2 protein-coding genes are annotated in these 18,888 nt (G+C 75.8%); both read left to right on the top strand.

The window, feature by feature from the left end:
* On the top strand, positions 1-13,056 hold a 13,056-nt coding region (locus ACP4IX_RS35135), incomplete at its 5' end, for a type I polyketide synthase (RefSeq protein ID WP_426558620.1).
* A 37-nt stretch (positions 13,057-13,093) separates the two neighbouring features.
* Positions 13,094-18,888, top strand: a 5,795-nt coding sequence (locus ACP4IX_RS35130; protein WP_426558618.1) for an SDR family NAD(P)-dependent oxidoreductase, incomplete at its 3' end; no start/stop codon positions are given.

The following is an 18,888-nucleotide window of genomic DNA, read 5'->3' as shown; positions in this document are numbered from 1 at the left end:
GGTGTCCGGGTGCGTCGTGTCGAGGTGGATTACGCGTCGCATTCCTCGCATGTGGAGGAGATCCGTGAGGGGTTGCTTGCGGATCTGGAGGGCATCGTCCCGCGTTCGGGTTCGGTGCCGTTCTTTTCGACGGTGACGGGTGGCTGGCTGGATACGGAGGGCCTGGATGCCGGGTACTGGTACCGGAATCTGCGGGAGACGGTGGAGTTCGGGAAGGCGACGGAGACGCTGTTGGGGGAGGGTTTCCGGTTCTTCGTCGAGGTCAGCCCGCACCCCGTGCTCACCTTCGGTGTCCAGCAGACCGCCGACAAGGCCGACACCGCCGGCTCCGCCCAGGGCCCCGCCGTGGTCGTCGGCACGCTGCGACGCGGCGAGAGCGGCCTCGACCGCTTCCTGACGTCCCTGGGAGAGGCCCACGCGGGCGGTCTGTCGCCCGACTGGGACCGGGTGTTCGCCGGACACCGTCCGGACGGCGTCTCCCTGCCCACCTACCCCTTCCAGCGCCGCCCGTACTGGCTGGAGGACACCGGCCCGGCGGCCGGCGGCCCTTCCGGGGCGTCATCGGAGGGCGACGACTTCTGGGATGCCTTGGGCGGGGGCGACCTGGACCGGTTCACCAGGACCCTCGGAGTGGCCCCCGAGGACCCGCTGAACGTGGTACTCCCCGCGCTCGCCACCTGGCGCACCGAACGCACCGAGCGTTCGGTGGTCGACTCCTGGCGCTACCGGGTGACCTGGCGAGCCCTGCCCGAGGGCCCCCCGGCCGCACTGGACGGCAGCTGGCTCGTACTGTCGTCGGACGGTCAGCCCGAGGACGGTGCGCGCCGGTCGGAGGAGACCGTCCACGTCATGGAGCAGGCCGGGGCGTCGGTGGTCCACGTACGGCTCACCGATGCGGAGGCCGACCGCGCCGTGCTGGCCGACCGGGTCCGCGCCTCCCTCGGCGCGCTGCCCGGCCCGGTGACGGGAGTGCTGTCGCTGCTGGGCCTCGACGAGCGCCCGCACTCCGCGCACCCCTCCGTCCCGCTGGGCACCGCCCTCAACCTGGCCCTGGTGCAGTCCCTCGGCGACGCCGGGATCGACGCGCCCCTGTGGTGGGCGACCCGGGGGGCGGTGTCGGTCGGGGGCACGGACACCGGGAGCGCGGTGAGCGCCGCGCAGAGTCTGATCTGGGGGCTGGGCCGGGTCGCCGCGCTGGAGTTCCCGCAGCGCTGGGGCGGACTGATGGACCTGCCGGAGGTCCTGGACGCGGACACCGCCCCCCGGCTGTGCCGGGTGCTGGCCGGCCGGGCCGGAGACGAGGACCAGGTGGCCGTACGGGCTACCGGCTGCCACGGCCGGCGGCTGGTCCGGTCCGCCCTGGGAGACACCGCGCCGCGGCGGAGCTGGCGGCCCGAGGGCACCGTGCTGATCACCGGCGGTACCGGTGGGATCGGCGCGCAGATCGCGCGCTGGCTGGCCCGGCGGGGCGCCGGGCACCTGGTGCTGGTCAGCCGGCGCGGCGCGGACGCGCCGGGTGCGCCGGAGCTCTCCGAGGAGCTGGCCGCCCTCGGCGCCCGGACCACCCTGGCCTCGTGCGACGTCGGCGACCTGGAGGCCCTGCGCGCACTGAAGGACGGCCTCGAACAGGACGGCCACCGGATCAGCACCGTCTTCCACGCGGCGGGGGCCGGGCTGCTGGTGCCCCTGCCCGCCACCGACGTGGACGAGTTCGCCGACACCCTGCACGCCAAGGCCGGCGGGGCCAGGAACCTGGACCTGCTCTTCGACCGGGACACGCTCGACGCGTTCGTGCTGTTCTCCTCCATCTCCGGGGTGTGGGGCAGCGCCGTCCACGGCGCCTACGCCGCCGCCAACGCCTGTCTCGACGGCCTCGCCGAGGACCGCAGGAGCCGTGGCCTGGCCGCGACCTCCGTGGTGTGGGGGATCTGGAACCCCGAGGGCGGGGCCGGGATGGCGGCCGAACTGGTGGAGGAGACCCTGCGCGGCCACGGCGTCCTCTTCATGCCGCCCGCCGTCGCGATCACCGGACTCCAGCAGGTCCTGGACCAGGACGAGACGGTGGTCGTGATCGCCGACATCGACTGGGACCGCTTCGCGACGGTGTTCACCTCGGCGCGCCCCAGCCCCCTTATCGGCGAACTCCCCGAGGTGCGTGCCGCGTTGGCCGCCGAACCGGCGAGCGCCGGGACCGGGGCCGAGGAGACGGCCTCGGCGCTGCGCGACAGGCTGGAGCCCCTTCCCGCGGCCGAGCGGACCCGGGTGCTGGTCGACCTGGTCCGGACCCACGCGGCCGCCGTCCTCGGCCACGACTCGCCGGACGCGGTCGCCCCCGGCCGTGCCTTCCGCGACCTGGGTTTCGACTCACTGACCGCCGTGGACATGCGCAACCGGCTCAACACCGCCACCGGCCTGCGGCTCCCGGTCACCGTCGTCTTCGACTACGTATCGGCGACCGCGCTCGCCCGGCACCTGGAGACCGGACTGCTGGGCGGCCCCGAGGAGCCCGCCACCGTCCGGCAGCCCCCGCCGGCCGCACCCGCCGCGGACGACGACCCCATCGTGATCGTCTCCATGAGCTGCCGCTACCCCGGCGGCGTACGCACCCCCGAGGACCTGTGGCGCCTGGTCGCCGACGGGCGCGACGCCGTCTCCGGGCTGCCGTCGGACCGGGGCTGGGACCTCGACGCGCTGTACGACGCGGACCCCGACCGGCCCGGCAGGAGCTACGCCGCCGCAGGCGGATTCGTCCGGGACGCGGACCGGTTCGACCCCGGCTTCTTCGGGATCTCACCGCGAGAGGCCCTGGCCATGGACCCGCAGCAGAGGTTGCTGCTCGAAACCTCCTGGGAGGCGATCGAGCGAGCCGGTATCGACCCGACGTCCCTGCACGGCACCCCGACCGGGGTCTTCGCCGGCGCCTCCTACCAGGGCTACGGCGGCACCCTGCGCGACGTCCCCGAGGAACTGGAGGGCCTGTTCATCGCGGGCATCTCCACCAGTGTCCTGTCCGGCAGGGTCGCCTACCAACTCGGCCTCCAGGGGCCCGCCGTGACCGTGGACACGGCCTGCTCCTCGTCACTGGTGGCGGTCCACCTCGCCGCGCAGTCCCTGCGTTCGGGCGAATGCGCGCTGGCGCTGGCGGGCGGCGCCACGGTGATGGGCACCCCGCTGTCGTTCACCGGCTTCAGCCGGCAGCGGGGGCTCGCCGAGGACGGGCGCTGCAAGTCCTTCGCAGCCTCGGCGGACGGCTTCGGCATGGCCGAGGGCGTGGGCCTGCTGGTCCTGGAACGCCTCTCGGACGCCCGCCGCAACGGCCACCCGGTGCTCGCGGTGCTGCGCGGCTCGGCGATCAACCAGGACGGCGCGAGCAACGGGCTGACCGCTCCCAGCGGCCTGGCCCAGCAGCGGGTGATCCGCGACGCGCTGGCCAACGCCCGGCTGACGGCCGCCGACGTGGACGCCGTCGAGGCGCACGGCACCGGTACCCGGCTGGGCGACCCGATCGAGGCCGACGCGCTGCTGGCCACCTACGGACAGGACCGGCCGGCCGACAGGCCGGTATGGCTCGGGTCGCTGAAGTCGAACATCGGGCACACCCAGGCCGCCGCCGGGGTCGGCGGCATCATCAAGATGGTGCTGGCCATGGGGCACGGCGAGCTGCCGCGGACCCTGCACATCGACCGGCCGTCCCCGAACGTCGACTGGACGGCAGGCGCCGTCGCGCTACTGACCGAGGCCACACCGTGGCCCGAGACCGGCCGGCCGCGCCGGGCCGGAGTGTCCTCGTTCGGCCTGAGCGGCACCAACGCCCATGTCGTCATCGAGCAGCCGCCCGCCGAGCCCGCCCTCCCGCTGCCCGCCGTGCCGGCCGGGCCCGTACCCGCCGTCGTGTCCGACGCGCCCGCCGTACCCGTCCTCACCGCCGGGTCCGGCGCGGCGGACGAGGGCGCTGCGCGGGCCGCCGTCCCGTGGGTCCTGTCCGGGCGGACCGCCGAGGCGGTGAAAGCCCAGGCGCAGCGGCTGCACACGTACCTGACGGAGCATCCGGAGCTGTCGTCCGTCGACGTCGGTTACTCCCTGGCCACCACCAGGACCGCCTTCGAGCACCGCGCGGCCGTCGTCGGTGACGACCGTACGACCCTGCTGGACGGCCTGGCCGCGCTGGCCGCCGGAGATCGCGCACCCGGCCTGGTCGAAGGCACCGTCGCCCGATCGTCCAGGACCGTCTTCGTCTTCCCCGGCCAGGGCTCCCAGTGGGCCGGCATGGCCCGGGAACTGCTCGACCACGCCCCGGCCTTCGCCGACCGGATCGCGGCCTGTGAACGCGCCCTCGCCCCGCACCTGGACTGGTCGCCGCTCGCGGTCCTGCGGGAGGAGCCCGACGCGCCCCCGCTGGACCGGGTGGACGTGGTGCAGCCGGTGCTGTTCGCCGTGATGGTGTCGCTGGCCGAGCTGTGGCAGACGTACGGGATCGTCCCCGACGCCGTGGTCGGCCACTCCCAGGGGGAGATCGCCGCGGCCTGCGTGGCCGGCGCGCTCTCGCTGGACGACGCGGCCCGGATCGTCGCCCTGCGCAGCCGGGCCCTGCCGGCCCTGACCGGACGCGGCGGCATGCTGTTCGTGCCGCAGCCGGCCGAAGCCGTGCGCGCAGCACTGTCCGCCCACGACGGGGCACTCGACATCGCCGCGGTCAACGGGCCCACGTCGGTGACGGTCTCCGGCGACCCGGCGGCACTGGAACGACTGAGCGAGCGCTACGCCCAGGAGGGCGTCCTGACCTGGCCGGTCCCCGGCGTGGACTTCGCCGGGCACTCGCCCCAGGTGGAGGAGCTCCGGGAGGAACTGCTCACCCTCCTCGGCGGTACCGCGCCGCGGACGTCCGACATCCCGTTCTACTCCACGGTCAGCGGCGGCCCCTTGGACACCCTGGGCCTGGACGCCGCGTACTGGTACGAGAACCTGCGCCGGCCCGTGGAGTTCGCCAAGGCGGTCGACGCGCTCATCGCCGACGGACACCACACCTTCGTCGAGTGCAGCACCCACCCCGCGTTGACCGTCTGGCTCCAGCAGGCCGTCGAGGCGGTCGGGACCGGCGACGGAACCGTCGTCGGCACCCTGCGCCGCGCCGAGGGCGGCCCCGGCCGCTTCCTCGCCGCGCTCACCGAACTCCAGGTACGTGGACTGGCGGTGGACTGGGACACCGTCTTCGCCGGAACCGGCGCCCGCAAGCGACCCCTGCCCACCTACGCCTTCCAGCAGCAGCGCTACTGGCTGGACACCACCGCCCCCGACCGGCCCGCCACCGCCACGACCGGCACCGGCCCGGCCGACTCCGGCTTCTGGGAGGCGGTCGACCACGGGGACCTGGACACCCTCGCCACCACCCTGCGGGTCGAGGACGGGGAACTGAGGGCCTCCCTGGCCTCCCTGGTACCCACCCTCGCCGAGTGGGCGCGCGGCCGGGCCGACGACCGGACCGCCGACAGCTGGCGCTACCGCGTCGCCTGGAAACCCCTGCCGGCACCCGAGCGGCCCCGGCTCACCGGCAGCTGGCTCGTCGTCGCCCCGGCCGGCGCCGCCGACGATCCGGCCGTCACCTTCGCCGTGGACTCCCTGCGCGGACACGGCGCCACCCCCGTCCTGGTCGAAGCAGGTCACGACGCCATCGACCGGACACGGTTCGCCCCACTGCTCCGCGACGCCCACGACCACACCGACGGGCCGCCCGCCGGGCTCCTGTCGCTGCTCGCCCTGGCCGAAGAACCCCACGGGGAGGGCTCGGCGCTTCCCCGCGGCCTCACCCTGACCGTCGCACTCCTCCAGGCCCTGGGCGACCTCGGCACCGACGCCCCGCTCTGGTGCGCGACCCGCGGCGCGGTGTCCGTCGGCCGCTCCGACCGGATCGACAGCACGCTCCAGGCCCTGGTCTGGGGGATCGGCGGGGTCGCCGGAGTCGAGTACCCCCAGCGGTGGGCCGGGCTGGTCGACCTGCCGCGACGGCTCGACGACCGGGCCGCGACCCGGCTCGCCGAAGCGCTGACGGGCCGCGACGGCGAGGACCAGCTGGCGGTACGCGCCACCGGCCTCTACGGCCGCAGGGTCGTCCACGCCGGACTCGGCGACACCGCCCCCGTACGCGACTGGACACCCGAGGGCACGGTCCTGATCACCGGCGGCACCGGCGGCCTCGGCGCCCAGATCGCCCGATGGCTCGCCCGCACCGGCACCGCACACCTGCTGCTCACCAGCCGACGCGGCGCACAGGCCCCGGGCGCCGATGCCCTGCTGGCCGAACTGCGCGGACTCGGCGCCGCCGTCACCGCGGTGGCCTGCGACGTCGCGGACCGCGACGCACTGGCGGAACTGCTCGCCGGCATTCCGGCCGAGCGCCCGCTGCGCGCCGTGCTGCACACCGCGGGTGTCCTCGACGACGGGGTGATCGACTCGATCACCCCCGAACGCGCGGCCGGGGTCCTGCGCCCGAAGCTCGACGGCGCACGCAACCTCGACGCGCTCACCCGGGAACTCGACATCACCGCCTTCGTGCTGTTCTCCTCGCTCGCCGGCACGCTCGGCGGCACCGGCCAGGGCAGCTACGCCGCCGCCAACGCCTACCTCGACGCCCTGGCCCGGCAGCGCCGCGACCTCGGACTGCCCGGCACCTCGGTGGCCTGGGGCCTGTGGGGCGGCGACAGCCTCGCCTCCGGAGCGGTCGCCGAACGGCTGATCCGCGACGGCCTGCCCGCCATGGACCCCGCCACGGCCACGGTCGCGCTGCGCCAGGCCCTCGACCACGACGACACCGCCGTCCTCGTCGCCGACTTCGCCTGGGACCGCTTCACCCGGGCGTTCACCACGCTCCGGCCCAGCCCCGCCCTCGGGGACCTGCCCGAGGTACGGGAGGTACTCGCCGCCCCGGGCGGGCCCCGGAGCACGGCCGACGGCGCCGAGCCGCCGGCCCTGCGGCTGGCCGCACTGCCCCCGGCGGAACGGGACCGGGCCCTGCTGGAGCTGGTCCGCCGCGAGGTCGCCGCCGTGCTCGGCCACCCCGGGCCCGAGGCGGTGGGACCCGACCAGGCCTTCAAGGACATCGGCTTCGACTCGCTGACCACCGTCGAACTGCGCAACCGGATCGCCGCGGCCACCGGCCTGCGCCTGTCCGTGACCCTGGCTTTCGACTACCCCACGGCCACGGACCTGGCCGGGCACCTGAGCACCGAACTGCCGGGGGCGCCCGCCGCGGAGACGTCCGACGCTCCCGGGCAGGTGCCCGAGGCCGTCGCGGTGCCCGAGGACGAGGCGATCGCCGTGGTCGCCATGAGCTGCCGCTACCCCGGCGGCGTCAGCACCCCCGAGGAGCTGTGGGAGCTCGTCGCGGGCGGGCAGGACGCGATCACCGGCTTCCCCACCGGCCGGGGCTGGGACCTGGACGGCCTCTACGACCCGGACCCGGACCGGGTCGGCAGTACGTACGCGCGGGAAGGCGGCTTCCTCCACGACGCCGACCGCTTCGACCCGGCCTTCTTCGGGATCTCCCCGCGTGAGGCGCTGACCATCGACCCCCAGCAGCGGCTGCTGCTGGAACTCTCCTGGGAGGCGTTCGAGCGGGCCGGTATCGACCCGCTGTCACTCAAGGGCAGCGCGAGCGGCGTCTTCGTCGGATGCAGCCACCACGACTACGGGTCGCGCGTCACCGAACCCTCCGAGGAGTTCGAGGGCTACCTCGGCGTCGGCAGCGCGGGCAGCGTGGCGTCCGGGCGGATCTCCTACAGCCTCGGCCTCGAAGGGCCCGCGGTGACCGTCGACACGGCGTGCTCCTCGTCGCTGGTCGCGGTCCACCTCGCGGCCCGGTCGCTGCGGTCCGGCGAATGCTCGCTGGCGCTCGCCGGCGGGGTGACCGTGATGTCGACACCGGGCGCGTTCGTGGAGTTCAGCCGGCAGCGGGTGCTCGCCGAGGACGGCCGCTGCAAACCGTTCGCCGCCGCCGCCGACGGCACCTCCTGGGCCGAGGGCGCCGGACTGCTGGTCCTCGAACGCCTCTCGGACGCCCGGCGCAACGGGCACCCGGTGCTCGCCCTCGTACGCGGCTCCGCCGTGAACCAGGACGGCGCCAGCAACGGCCTGACCGCTCCCAACGGACCCTCCCAGCAGCGGGTCATCCGGGCGGCCCTCGCCGACGCCGGACTGACGGCGTCCGAGGTCGACGCGGTGGAGGCGCACGGCACCGGGACCCGGCTGGGCGACCCGATCGAGGCCCAGGCACTGCTGGCCACGTACGGCCGCGAACGCGACGCGCGCCGGCCGCTGTGGCTGGGGTCGCTGAAGTCGAACATCGGCCACAGCCAAGCCGCCGCCGGAGTCGCCGGCATCATCAAGATGGTGCAGGCCATGCGGCACGGGGCGCTGCCGCGCACCCTGCACGTCGACACGCCGACACCCCACGTGGACTGGTCGGCCGGCGCGGTCCGGCTGCTCACCGACGACACCCCGTGGCCCGAGACCGGGCGCCCCCGGCGGGCCGCCGTGTCCTCGTTCGGCGTCAGCGGAACCAACGCCCACACCATCCTCGAACAGCCCAGCGAACCGGCCCGGGCCGCCGCCCCCGTCATCCCCGACGCATCCGAACCGGCGCAGGACGCCACACCTGCCGTTCCCGATGCGTCCGAACCGGTGCAGGCCGCCGCCCCCGCCGTTCCCGACGCGTCCGAACCGGCCGAGGCCATCGCCCCCGCCGTTCCCGACGCGTCCGGCCAGGCCCGGCCCGCCGGCCCCGCGCCGACCCCGGCGACCACCCCCGCCGCGCCTGCCGCGCCCGCCCTGCCCTGGCTGCTCTCCGCCCGCAGCCCGGACGCGCTGCGGGAGCAGGCCGCCCGGCTGCTGCGGCACGTGGAGCACGACCCGACCCTCACCGTCGCGGACCTGGGCCGCTCCCTGGCGCTGAACCGCAGCGCCTTCGAGTACCGAGCCGCCCTCACCGGCACGGACCGGCAGGCCCTGCTCCAGGGGCTCACCGCCCTCGCCGCCGGCGAGCCGTCGGCGGACCTGGTGAGCGGGGTCACCGGCCCCGCCGCGAAGACCGCCTTCCTTTTCCCCGGGCAGGGCAGCCAGCGCACCGGCATGGGCGCCGAACTGTACGCGCGGTTCCCGGTCTTCGCCGACGCCTTCGACGCGGTCTGCGCGGAGATCGACCCGCTGCTCGACCTCCCGCTGCGGGAAGTGATCGACGCGCGCCCCGGCGACCGGGGCCACGGCCTGCTGGACCGCACCGAGTACACCCAGCCCGCCCTGTTCGCCCTCGGCGTCGCCCTGTTCCGGCTCGTCGAGCACTGGGGCGTACGTCCCGACCGGCTGCTCGGCCACTCCGTGGGAGAGCTGGCCGCCGCCCACGTCGCCGGAGTGTTCACCCTGCCCGACGCCGCGGAGCTGGTGGTCGCGCGGGGACGGCTGATGCAGGCCCTCCCGGCGGGCGGCGCGATGGTCGCCCTCGCCGCCCCGGAGGAGGAAGTACTGCCGCTGCTCGCGGACCGCGGGAGCGTCGTCGGCCTCGCCGCTGTCAACGGCCCGGCCTCGACCGTGATCTCCGGGGACGCGGCGGCGGTGGACGAGATCGCCGCCGTGCTCGCCGCGCGCGGGCGCAAGACCCGACGGCTGCGCGTCTCCCACGCCTTCCATTCGCCCCTCATGGAGCCCATGCTCGCCGAGTTCCGCGAGGTCGCGGCACGGACCGTCCCGGGTGAGGCCACCGTCCCCGTCCTCTCCGACCTGACCGGCGAGCCGGCCACCTCCGAGCAACTCGGCTCCCCGGACTACTGGGTGGAGCACGTGCGCGGCACCGTCCGCTTCCAGGACGGCGTACGCCATCTCGAACGCGACGGCGTCACCGCGTTCCTGGAACTCGGCCCCGACGGCGCGCTCACCGCCATGGGCCAGGACTGCCTGACCGGCTCCACCGACACCACCGACACCACCGGTGCCACCGGCAGCCCCCTGCTGCTGCCTCTGCTGCGCAAGGACCGGCCCGAAGCACCCGCGGCGACGGCCGCCCTGGCCCGGCTGCACGTCGCGGGCGTCCCCGTGGACTGGAGCGCCGTCCACTCCGGTGGCCCGTCCCGCTCCGCCGTCGACCTGCCGACCTACGCCTTCCAGCGCGGCAGCTACTGGCTGGAGGCCGGCCCGGCCACCCCGGACCTGCCCGCGGCCGGACTCCAGAGGGTCGACCACCCGCTGCTCGGCGCCGGAACGCAGCTCGCGGACGCCGACGGCTTCCTCTTCACCGGCAGGTTCTCGGTCCGCAGCCACCCCTGGCTGGCCGACCACGGCGTCTACGAGGGCGTGCTGTTCCCCGCCACCGCCTTCCTGGAACTCGCGGTCCGCGCGGGCGACCAGGTCGGCTGCGACCAGGTCGAGGAACTGACCCTGGAGGCACCGCTGGTGCTCCCGGCGGGCGGAGCCGTCGCCCTTCAGCTCACCGTCGGAAGCCCGGACGCCTCCGGGAACCGCCCGCTGAGCGTCCACGCCCGGGCCGCCGACGACGGCCCCGACGCCCCCTGGACCCGGCACGCGAGCGGCCTGCTCACCTCCGCCGAGCGCCCCGGCCCGGCGGACCCGCCCGACTCGGCGGGCCCCGCGGCCTGGCCGCCGCCCGGAGCCGTCCCCCTCGACACGGAGGGCCTGTACGACCGCTTCGCGGACGGCGGATTCGCCTACGGCCCCGCGTTCCAGGGCCTGCGCGCGGCCTGGCGGCTCGACGACGAGGTGTACGCCGTCGCGAGCCTGCCGGAGGAGCAGCGGTCGGCCGCCGCCGCGTTCGGCCTGCATCCGGCCCTGCTGGACGCCGCCCTGCACGCGCTGGTGTTCGACGTACTGGAAGGCCCCGCGCAGGGCTGGCTGCCGTTCTCCTGGAACGGGGTGCGCCTGCACGCCTCCGGCGCCACCGAGCTCAGGCTGCGGCTGACCCCCACCGGCCGCGACGCCGTCGCCGTACGGGCGACCGACGCCACCGGGCGGCCGGTGGTCTCGGCCCGCTCCCTCGTCCTGCGGCCCGTCTCGCCCGACCGCTTCCGGGCCGCGCGCGCCGGACACCACGAAGAACTGTTCCGCCCCGAGTGGCACGCCCTGCCCGAGCGCGCCGGGACCGCGGCGGGCACCGTCGTCGGCCCGGAGTCCTGGACCGTGCTCGGCGCCGGGACCTCCCTGCCTTCCGGCGCCGCGCCGCTCCCCGGCCGTACGGTCACCGACCTCGCCGCGCTGTCCGCACTGCTCGACACGGGCGCCCCGCCGCCCCGGCTGGTCCTGGCAGCCTGCCCGCCCGCCCCGCAGGCGCCGCCCGGCACCCTCCGCGACGCGGTCCACGACGGCCTCCGCACGGTCCTCGCCCTGCTGCGCGACTGGCTGGCCGACGAGCGCCTGACCGGCTCCCAGCTGGTCCTGGTCACCGCGGGCGCGGTCCCGGTGACCGGCGACGACGTCCCGGACCCCGCCCTGGCCGCGCTCTGGGGCCTGGTCCGCTCGGCGCAGACCGAGAACCCCGGCCGCTTCGTCCTGCTGGACCTGGACGCCCACGAGACCCCGCCCGCCGTACTCGCCGAAGCCCTCGCGTCCGGGGAACCCCAGCTCGCGATCCGGGCCGGGGCCGTCCACGTCGCCCGGCTGGCCCGCGTACCGCTGGCCGCCACCGGCCGCACCCCCGGCTGGGACGGCGACGGAACCGTTCTGATCACCGGCGGCACCGGCGCCATCGGCGCCCATGTCGCCCGCCACCTGGTCGCCGAGCACGGCGTCCGGTACCTGCTGCTGACCAGCCGCAGCGGCCCCGCCTCCGACGGAGCGGCGGAACTCCTCGCCGAACTCGCCGACCTGGGCGCGCACGCCGAGATCACCGCCTGCGACGCCGCCGACCGCGACGCCCTCGCGGCCGTGCTGGCCGCCCTGCCTCCCGCTCACCCCTTGACCGGGGTGGTGCACGCGGCGGGCGTCCTGGCCGACGGCGTCGTCGCCACCATGACGCCCGAGCAGCTGGATCTCGTCCTGCGCCCCAAGGTGGACGCGGCGATCAACCTGCACGAACTCACCGCCGGCCTGGACCTGTCCGAGTTCGTCCTGTTCTCGTCCATCGCCGGAGTCTTCGGCGGCATGGGCCAGGGCAACTACGCCGCCGCCAACGCCTTCCTGGACGCACTGGCCCACCGGCGCCGCGCTGACGGGCTGCCCGGCCGTTCCCTCGCCTGGGGCCTGTGGGCCAACAGCACCGGGATGACCGGTGGCCTCACGGAGGCAGACCTGCGACGGATCGCCCGGGGCGGGATCGTCGCCTTCGACCCGGCCCAGGGGCTGGCGCTGTTCGACACGGCCGGCACCCTCGACGAGCCGGTCGTCCTCCCGCTGCGGCTCGACACCGCGGCCGTCCGCGCCCAGGCCGCCACCGCCGAAGTCCCGGCCCTGCTGCGCGGCCTGGTGCGCCCCGCCCCCCGGCGCGGCGTCGCGGGCCCCGCCGCCGGCACCGGCCCCGACGGGCCCGAAGCGCTGAAGCAGCGCCTCGGCTCCCTCGACGAGACCCGGCGCGGCCGGGTCCTCCTCGACCTGGTCCGCTCCCACGCCGCCCTGGTCCTCGGCCACAGCGGCCCGGCCGCGGTCGAGCCGGGACGCGGTCTGCTGGAGGTCGGCTTCGACTCGCTGACCGCGGTGGAACTGCGCAACCGGCTGCGCGCCGCCACCGGCCACCCCCTGCCGGCCACCCTGCTCTTCGACCACCCCACCCCGGCCGCGATCGCCGGACACCTCGCCACCGAACTGGTCCCCGACGCCGGGCCCGGCCCGGTCCCCGGCCTCGCCGAACTGGACCGCCTGGAAGACGCCCTCCACGGCGGTGTCGACGACCCGGCGGACCGTGAACGGCTCGCCGACCGGCTCCGGGAACTCCTGGGCCGCCTCGACCCGGCGGCCACCGCGGCCGACGGCGACGGTACGGCGGCCGACTCCCTCGAGGACCGCATGGACGGCGCCAGCGACGACGAACTCTTCGACCTCATCGACAACGAGCTCGGCCTGTCATGACACCGACCCGACACGCGAACCAGGACGGCGGCTCCCGATGGTGAACGACGACAAGCTGAGGGACTACCTCAAGCGCGTGACGGCGGACCTGCACCGCACCCGCCGGCGCCTGACCGAAGCGGAGGAGGCGGGCCGTGAGCCCATCGCGGTCGTCGCGATGAGCTGCCGCTACCCCGGCGGCGTACGGTCCCCCGAGGACCTGTGGCGCCTGGTCACCGACGGCACCGACGCCATCACCGGCTTCCCTCGCGACCGGGGCTGGGACCTCGACCACCTGGACGACCCGGAACAGCTGCGCGAGGGCACCAGCCACACCGCCCTGGGCGGCTTCCTCGACGACGTCGGGCACTTCGACCCCGGGTTCTTCGGGATCTCCCCGCGCGAGGCGCTCGCGATGGACCCGCAGCAGCGGCTCCTCCTGGAAACCACCTGGGAGGCGTTCGAACGGGCCGGCATCGACCCCGCGACCCTGCGGGGCAGCAGGACCGGTGTCTTCGCCGGAGTGATGTACCAGGACTACGCGGTACGGCTGCGCCAGGTCCCCGACGACGTGTCCGGCTACGTCGGCAGCGGCAGCTCCGACAGCGTCGCGTCGGGCCGCGTCGCCTACACCTTCGGTCTGGAGGGCCCGGCGGTCAGCATCGACACCGCCTGCTCCTCCTCGCTGGTCGCCATCCACCTCGCCGCCCAGGCCCTGCGGTCCGGCGACTGCACCCTGGCCCTGGCCGGCGGCGCGATGGTCATGTCGACACCCGTCCCGTTCGTGGAGATGAGCCGCCAGGGCGGCCTGGCCCGGGACGGCCGCTGCAAGTCCTTCGCCGCCGCAGCCGACGGCACCGGCTGGGGCGAGGGCGTCGGCATCCTCCTGCTGGAGCGCCTCTCCGACGCCCGGCGCAACGGCCACCCGGTCCTCGCCCTGATCCGCGGCACCGCCGTCAACCAGGACGGCGCCAGCAGCAGGCTCACCGCCCCCAACGGTCCCGCCCAGCAGCGCGTCATCCGCCACGCCCTGGCCAACGCCGGACTCACCCCCGCCGACGTGGACGTGGTCGAGGCGCACGGCACCGGCACCCCGCTGGGCGACCCGATCGAGGCCCAGGCCCTGCTGGCCACCTACGGGCAGGACCGCGCGGACGGCCGGCCGCTGCTGCTCGGCTCGCTGAAGTCGAACATCGGGCACACCCAGGCGGCGGCCGGTGTCGGCGGCGTCATCAAGACCGTCCTCGCCATGCGGCACGGCACCGTCCCGCCCACCCTGCACGCGCAGGACCCGTCGCCGCAGATCGACTGGACGGCGGGGGCGGTACGCCTGGTCACCGCGAACACCCCCTGGCCCGAGACCGGACGGCCGCGCCGGGCGGCGGTCTCCTCCTTCGGCGTCAGCGGTACCAACGGACATGTCGTCCTGGAACAGGCGGACGAACCCCGGGGCCCCGCAGACCCCGCAGACCACCCTGCCGAGCAAGGGGAACCGGCCGTTCCGGCCGACCCCGCGGAGCCGGGAGAACCGGACCCCGCAAAAGCCGAAGCCCCCGTCGGCCAGGACGCGGTCCGGCACACCCCGGACCCGGACGGCACACCCCCACCCGTTGTCCCCTGGGTGCTCTCCGGCCGCACCGCCGAAGCGCTGCGCGCCCAGGCCGCACGGCTCCGCGACCACCTCGGCGCCCACCCCGGGCCCGGCCCGGCCGAGGTCGGCCACGCCCTCGCGACGACCCGCGCCGCGCACGAGCACCGGGCGGTCCTGATCGGGGCCCACCGCGACGAGTTCCTGGGCGGCCTCGACGCCCTGGCGGCCGGCCGCACCGCCCCCGGCCTGGTCAGCGGCACCGCGGGGACCGGCGGACAGGTCGCCCTCGTGTTCCCCGGACAGGGGTCCCAATGGGCCGGCATGGCCGTCGAACTCCTCGACTCCGCCCCCGCCTTCGCCGCCCGCGTCGCGGACTGCGAGCGCGCCCTGGCCCCCTTCGTCGACTGGTCCCTGGAAGCCGTCCTGCGCGGCGCCCCCGGCACCCCGCCGGCCGAACGCGTCGACGTGGTGCAGCCGGCGCTGTGGGCCGTCATGGTCTCCCTGGCCGAACTGTGGCGCTCCTACGGCATCACCCCCGGCGCCGTCATCGGCCACTCCCAGGGCGAGATCGCCGCGGCGTGCGTCGCCGGTGCCCTCTCCCTGGACGACGCCGCGCGGATCGTCGCCCTGCGCAGCCGGGCGATCCGCGCCCTGGCCGGCCGCGGCGGCATGGCCTCGGTGGCCCTGCCCGCCGAACAGGTCGCCGAACACCTCGGCCCCTGGGACGGCCGGCTCTCCGTCGCCGCCGTCAACGGACCCGCCTCCACGGTCGTCTCCGGCGACAGCGACGCGCTCGACGCGTTCCTCGACCGGACGACGGCCCTGGACATCCGCAGCCGACGCGTCCCCGTCGACTACGCGTCGCACAGCGCCCACGTCGAGGACATCCGTACGGAACTGCTCGCCCGGTTGGACGGAGTGACCCCGCGCCCGTCCGCCGTCCCGTTCTACTCCACGGTCAGCGGCGCCCTGCTGGAGGACACCTCTGTCCTGGACGCCGACTACTGGTACCGGAACCTGCGCGGGACCGTCCGCTTCGAACAGGCGACCCGCGCCCTGCTCGCGGACGGCTACCAGGTCCTGCTGGAGAGCAGCCCGCACCCGGTCCTCACCGTCGGGATGCTGGAGACCGTCGAGGACGCGGGCGCCGACGCCACCGCCGTGGGCACTCTGCGCCGCGACGACGGCGGTCCGCGCCGGTTCACCGAGTCCCTGGCCGAACTCCACCTGCGCGGAGTCTCCCCGGACTGGGACACCGTCTTCGCCGGCCGCCGCCCCGGCCGGGTGGAACTGCCCACCTACGCCTTCCAACGCGCCCCGTACTGGCTGGAGGACGGCGCCGCGCCCGCCGCCGACGTCACCGCCGCCGGACTGACCCCCGCGGACCACCCTCTGCTGGGCGCCGTCGTGGTCCTCGCCGACAGCGACGGCCTGCTCCTCACCGGACGCCTGTCGGCCCGCACCCACCCGTGGCTCGCCGACCACGCCGTCGGCGGCCGGGCACTGCTTCCGGGCACCGCCTTCCTGGAACTCGCGCTCCAGGCCGGGGCCCGTGTCGGCTGTCCCCGGGTCGAGGAATTCACCCTTGAAGCCCCTCTGGTGCTGCCCGAGGACGGCGGCACCGTGCTGCGCCTCACCGTGGGCGCCCCCGACTCCCTGGGCCACCGCCCGCTCAGCCTGCACTCCCGGCCGGACACACCCGCCGACGGCGACCCCGACGACGAGTGGACCAGGCACGCCGAAGGCGTCCTGGCCCGGGACGGCGAGGAGCACACCGAGGCCGACGGGCCGATGCCCTGGCCGCCGCCCGGCGCCGAGCCCCTCGCCCTCGACGGACTGTACGACCGCTTCGCGGCGGGCGGATTCTCCTACGGCCCCGCCTTCCAGGGCCTGCGCGCGGCCTGGCGGCGCGGCGACGAACTGTTCGCGGAGGCCGTCCTGCCCGCCCCCGACGCTGCCCGCTTCGGCCTGCACCCGGCCCTGCTGGACGCGGCCCTGCACGCCACGGGCGTGCCCGGCGCCCCCGGCGCGGACGCCCACCCCGAGGGGCGGCTGCCGTTCTCCTGGAACGGTGTGACCCTGCACGCCACCGGTGCCGGCGCGATCCGCATCCGGCTCACCCCGGCCGGAGCCGACGCGGTGAAGGTCGCCGTCGCCGACGTGACCGGTGCCCCCGTGGCGACCGTGGACGCGCTGGCCCTGCGGCCCGCCGGCACCGTCAGCCTCGGTGACGGCCCCGCCCCCCACGGCCGCCGCCACCGGGACCTCTACGCGACGGAGTGGGTCACCACCCGCCCGAGCGGCAGCGGCGGACCCGTCCACCGCACCGCGGACCTGGCCACGCTGCGGGCCGCCGTCGACGCCGGAGCCCCGGTGCCCGAAACGGTCCTGCTCGCCTGCGTGGAGCCCGCGGACCCGGCCGGACCGGCCGAGGCGGTCCGCGCGGCCGTCCACCAGGCCCTCAGCGACGTCCGGACCTGGCTCGCCGACGACCGCTTCGCCGGCTCGCGCTTGGTGTTCGCCACCCGGGGCGCGGTCAGTACGGGGGAGGGGGAGGACGTACGCGACCCCGCGCACAGCGCGCTCTGGGGGCTCGTCCGCTCGGCCCGATCCGAACACCCCGGGCGCTTCGCCCTTCTCGACCTCGACGCCGACGACGGGCACGGCACCTCCGCGGGCGTCGCCGCGGCCCTCGCCTCGCGGGAACCGGAGTCCGCGGTCCGCGGCGACGACGTCCGCGTACCCCGGCTGGTCCGGGTCCTCAGGAACGGCCCGGACCTCCCGGACGACGCGGCGGGGTCCCCGAGGGCCTTCGACCCGGACGGCACGGTCCTCATCACCGGCGGCACCGGCCTGCTCGGCGCCCACGTCGCCCGCCGCCTGGTCACCGGGCACGGCGTCCGGCACCTGCTGCTGATCTCCCGCAGTGGCCCGGCCGCCGCCGGAGCCGAGGAACTGCGGGCCGAACTCGCCGCGCTGGGGGCCGAGACCACCGTCGTCGCCTGCGACGCCGCCGACCGGGCCGCCCTGGCCGCCCTGGTCGCGGACCTCCCGCCCGCGCACCCGCTGACCGCCGTGGTCCACACCGCGGGCGCCCTCGACGACGGCGTCGTCACCGCACTCACCCCCGAACGCGTGGACGCCGTACTGCGCCCCAAGGTCGACGCCGCCCTCCACCTGCACGAACTGACCCGCGACCTCGACCTCACGCACTTCGTGCTCTTCTCCTCGGCCTCGGGCACCTTCGGCGGCCCCGGACAGGCCAACTACGCCGCCGCCAACTCCTTCCTCGACGCCCTCGCCGCCCAGCGCCGGGCGGCCGGACTGGCCGGCCAGTCCCTGGCCTGGACCCTGTGGGAGCAGCCCAGCGCCCTCACCGGACACCTGGACGAGGACGACGTACGACGCCTCGCCAGGTCCGGGATGCCGCCACTGCCCACCGAGCGGGGACTCGCGCTCTTCGACGCCGCCCTCACCGTGGACCGGGCCGCCCTGGTCCCGATGCGCCTCGACACCGCCGCCCTGCGGTCCGCGGCCGCGGACGGCACCCTGCCGCCGCTGCTGCGCGGCCTGGTGCGCACACCGCCGCGCCGGGCGGCCACGGCCGGGGAGGCCGCGGCCGACGACAACGCCCTGCGTCGGCGCCTCGCGGCCCTCGACGCCGGCGGACGGACCCGACTGCTCGTCGAGCTCGTCCGCACCCACGCGGCGGCCGTCCTCGGCCACACCTCCCCCGACACCCTCGATCCCGGACGGGCCTTCCGCGAACTGGGCTTCGACTCGCTGGCCTCGGTGGAACTGCGCAACCGGCTGAACGCCGCCACCGGCCTGCGTCTCCCCGCCGGCCTGGTGTTCGACCACCCGACCCCGGCGGCGCTCGCGGACTTCCTGGGCGCCGGACTCACGGACCCGGCAGACACGGGCGCCAGGCCCTCCCTACCCGCGAGGCCGGCCGACCGGAACCAGGACGCGGACGACGACCGGATCGCGATCGTCTCCGCGGCCTGCCGTCTCCCCGGCGGTGTCCGCACACCCGAGGACCTGTGGCGGATGCTGGCCGAGGGCCGCGACGGCATCTCCGGGTTCCCCACCGACCGGGGCTGGAGCCTGGACACGCTCTACGACCCCGATCCCGACCGCGTCGGCACCTCCGTCACCCGCGAGGGCGGCTTCCTCCACGACGCGGCCGATTTCGACGCGGAGTTCTTCGGCATCTCGCCGCGCGAGGCCCTGGCCATGGACCCGCAGCAGCGGCTGCTCCT

The sequence above is a fragment of the Streptomyces sp. WG5 genome, from assembly GCF_049974565.1.
Classification (GTDB): Bacteria; Actinomycetota; Actinomycetes; order Streptomycetales; family Streptomycetaceae; genus Streptomyces.
Note: the sequence above shows the minus strand (reverse complement) of the source record. Positions and strands in the feature narration are given on the sequence as shown.